Here is a 2,992-nt window from a genome sequence, read left to right as displayed (position 1 = left end):
CACGATCCTGAACCGCTTCAAACGACGACGCCCGGCCATTCAGCAACAGGCTCTCTGGCTGTAGCCTTTGCAGACACGCCCTAAATCGCGTGCGGAGCAGGCGCCCTGTCGCCTTCATGCCGCACCGGCTCGGCACCAGCATGTCCAAAGCGGCAAGAGTGACTGGATCTCCTGCGGCTCGTCCCCTGTGCTAAGGCAAGGCACTGGCCCACCCTGCGCAGTTCGAGGCGGGCCATTGCCGCTTTGAACCGCCCTCCAGTCAAACCTGCCTGCCCGTCGCGGCCAATCCGCTGCTTGGCCGTCCAGGCCTTGGCCGTGCGCCACGCGGTCAGGTTGTCGCGGTCGCAGGCCGGCGCCATACCCTGACCGATTGGTCATCCGGTGGCGATGGCTGGGACAGCGGTGCTGGCGGTCGGCGTTGGCCCTGAACGGTTTGGCGGGCGCTCCGCATCGACGGAGAGTTTTCTCCATCCACACGGCGGCCTACCCAAGCAGGTCCTTTGGGCAACCGGCGTATCAACGGGCGATCAGGCAAGACCGCTGAGCGAATCAGCATCATGGTGTGCGTTGTTTTGCACATCGCCGGCAGCAGGATCGAGCTTGCGCATGCCAACTCATGAGGCAGTCATGCCGCGTCTCCTTACCCTCTTCGGGTTTCGGTCAACGGCCGCAGAAGTTACGGGCGGGCTTGATCTCACCAACAAGCGGATCGTCATCACAGGCGGCGGGTCCGGAATCGGTCTGGAAACCGCACGCGCGCTGGCCGGTGTAGGCGCTACAATCACGTTGGCCGTAAGGCGCCCGGAAGCGGCGCGGTCGGTTGCCGAGGACCTGCGCCAAGCCACCGGCAACCCGGCAATCGAGGTGCGGCGGCTTGATCTTTCGGATCTTCGCTCGGTGCGCTCCTTCGTGGAAAGTTGGGTCGGCCCGCTGCATGTCCTGATCAACAATGCCGGCATCATGGCGGTGCCGGAACTCGAGCGAACGCCGCAAAATTTCGAGCTTCAATTCGGCACCAACTACCTCGGACATTTTGCGCTGGCGCAGGGACTGCACCGCTTTCTCGCAGCAGCGAACGGTGCGCGGGTTGTATCAGTGAGTTCAAGCGGACACTGGTTCTCCCCGGTCATGTTTGATGACTTTGGTTTTGACTTTGTGCCCTACACCCCCATTGGGGCCTATGGGCAATCGAAGTCGGCGACCGCGCTGCTTTCGGTCGGGATCACCCAAAACTGGCCAGACGATGGCATCCTGTCCAATGCGCTCAACCCCGGCGCCATTGCGACCGGACTTCAGAAGCACACCGGGGGCCTCAGAACCCCCGTCGAGCGTCGCAAGACGCCTGAACAGGGCGCAGCAACAACCGTATTGCTGGCGGCGTCGCCTTTGTTGGACGGCGTAAGCGGGCGCTATTTCGAAGACTGCAACGAGGCGGAACAAATCGCTAGGCGTCCGACCGACTTCACCGGTGGGTATGCTGCCTACGCTCTTGATCCTGGCAATGCCGCTAGGCTGTGGGAGGTGTCGAAGCGGCTGATGGAGGAGGCCAGCAAATGATCATCCATGATGCCCAACAAGTCGTTGAAGCTTGGCGACGGGACTACCATGGGAGCCGGCCTCACATGGCTCCCGGGCAGAAGACATCGCAGGCATACTTGTTGCGGAGATACCGTTGCGGGTCGACGAAGGTCCCGACAGCCGGCAAAGGCTAACGCTGACCCCGGGGCCACCGAACCCAAGCGCCTCAGCAAAGGGTGCCTCGCGCTTGCAGCGATGAAGAAGCCGTATTTGTCGCAGTTCGCGGTCGGGCCAGCGCTTCGCGTCTGGCTTATGCCCAGGCCCAATCCTTCTGAGCGCGGTCGCCTGGAACACCGCGAGTCGACAATACCTAATGGTCTAATTGGGAGACCGGCGTGGCAATCACGGCGATCAGACGTGGTGTGGCGGTACCGTTGAATCTGGCCCGGCCCTGTGGCTTGGGGTTGGCAGGACGGCGTCAATTTATGAAGCGTGCAGTGAGGAATTGGTTGAGGGACCTCGAGCGTTCGCCGTCGAGGGACGTTGCCGGCGGCCTTGAAGCCGCGGAGTTACTTGAGTCGGCGGTGGTATCGGATGGTGCTGCCGAGAACCTGGCTGCCGACCCGGCCGGTGAAGCGATTTGCCATGGCGCTTGTTTGCGGGCAGGAGGGCCTGGTGTTGCGGTGCTCGGAGCGGCGCAGGCCCCTGGCAAAGCCCATCCGACGTCATGGCCAAGCGCGCTAGCCTCGTCGCCGCCTCAGCGCTTATTGCGGAGGCGGCGGCGGTCTGAGCCGCCGGCTCGAGGCGGACGCGACCGCGGGGTTGCCGGCACCTCAGCGAAGCACCCCTGCAGCCAAGCCTGGCCCTCGGCAAGATCGCACCGGCACGCTGACCGGCAGCGTCACCGATAAGAAACATGAGCGGCCGGCGCTGCTCGAAGGCATCAAGGGTGACGTCGCATCCGTGACAGCGGATGGTGCTGACGGTGTTGAGCGACGGTCCCGGGTGATTGCCGGTCACCAGCCTGATCCGCCGCTGGAGGTCGTCATCCTGCCCCAGGCGTCTGCCGTGCCGCGTGGGGAGATGCCGATCCGCAAAGCCGACGCGACCGCCACGTCCGGCGCATCGCCGATCAGGTCCGATCTATTTGACCCAAGGCCAGCAGCTAGGCCCAGCGCCATGTCGCAGAGATCGCGGTCGGCCAATACGAGACAGCCGTCTGGGCGAGGCAGCGCGCTCGCATCTGGACAGCAACGCCCCCGGCAATGGACAAGCCGGATTGAGCTTCGCGGACAACGCCCGTTGTCGAATAGGCCTGCGGCAGCCAGCGTTGCGAGCGCAATCCGCCACGAACCTGTTGTAAAATATTTGCGGTCGTCCTCACTTTCGAGCACGGCACTGGCCGGATCGCTATCGCTAAGGACTTGACGCGAAATAACCAGGTCAAGGTGGCTTTTGGTGTGGTGAGATGGTG

At 63.5% G+C, this 2,992-nt stretch carries 2 protein-coding genes; one reads left to right on the top strand and one right to left on the bottom strand.

The genetic code is table 11. The features are described 5' to 3' along the window. The first annotated feature begins 627 nt into the window (after nt 1-627). Nucleotides 628-1,557, top strand: a complete 930-nt coding sequence (locus tag AC5JJ1_RS14640) for an SDR family NAD(P)-dependent oxidoreductase (protein WP_495785840.1) — start codon at nt 628-630, stop codon at nt 1,555-1,557. Nucleotides 1,558-2,534: 977 nt separating this feature from the next. Here AC5JJ1_RS14640 and AC5JJ1_RS14635 read toward each other — a convergent pair. After that, the coding region (locus AC5JJ1_RS14635) for a hypothetical protein (protein ID WP_495785839.1) at nt 2,535-2,992 on the bottom strand (458 nt) is incomplete at its 5' end.

It is taken from the genome of Belnapia sp. (assembly GCF_059504005.1).
Note: the sequence above shows the minus strand (reverse complement) of the source record. Positions and strands in the feature narration are given on the sequence as shown.

Bases quoted from the DNA above. Each gene is read 5' to 3' on its own strand.
- AC5JJ1_RS14640 (WP_495785840.1), top strand. From the start codon at position 628: ATGCCGCGTCTCCTTACCCTCTTCGGGTTTCGGTCAACGGCCGCAGAA.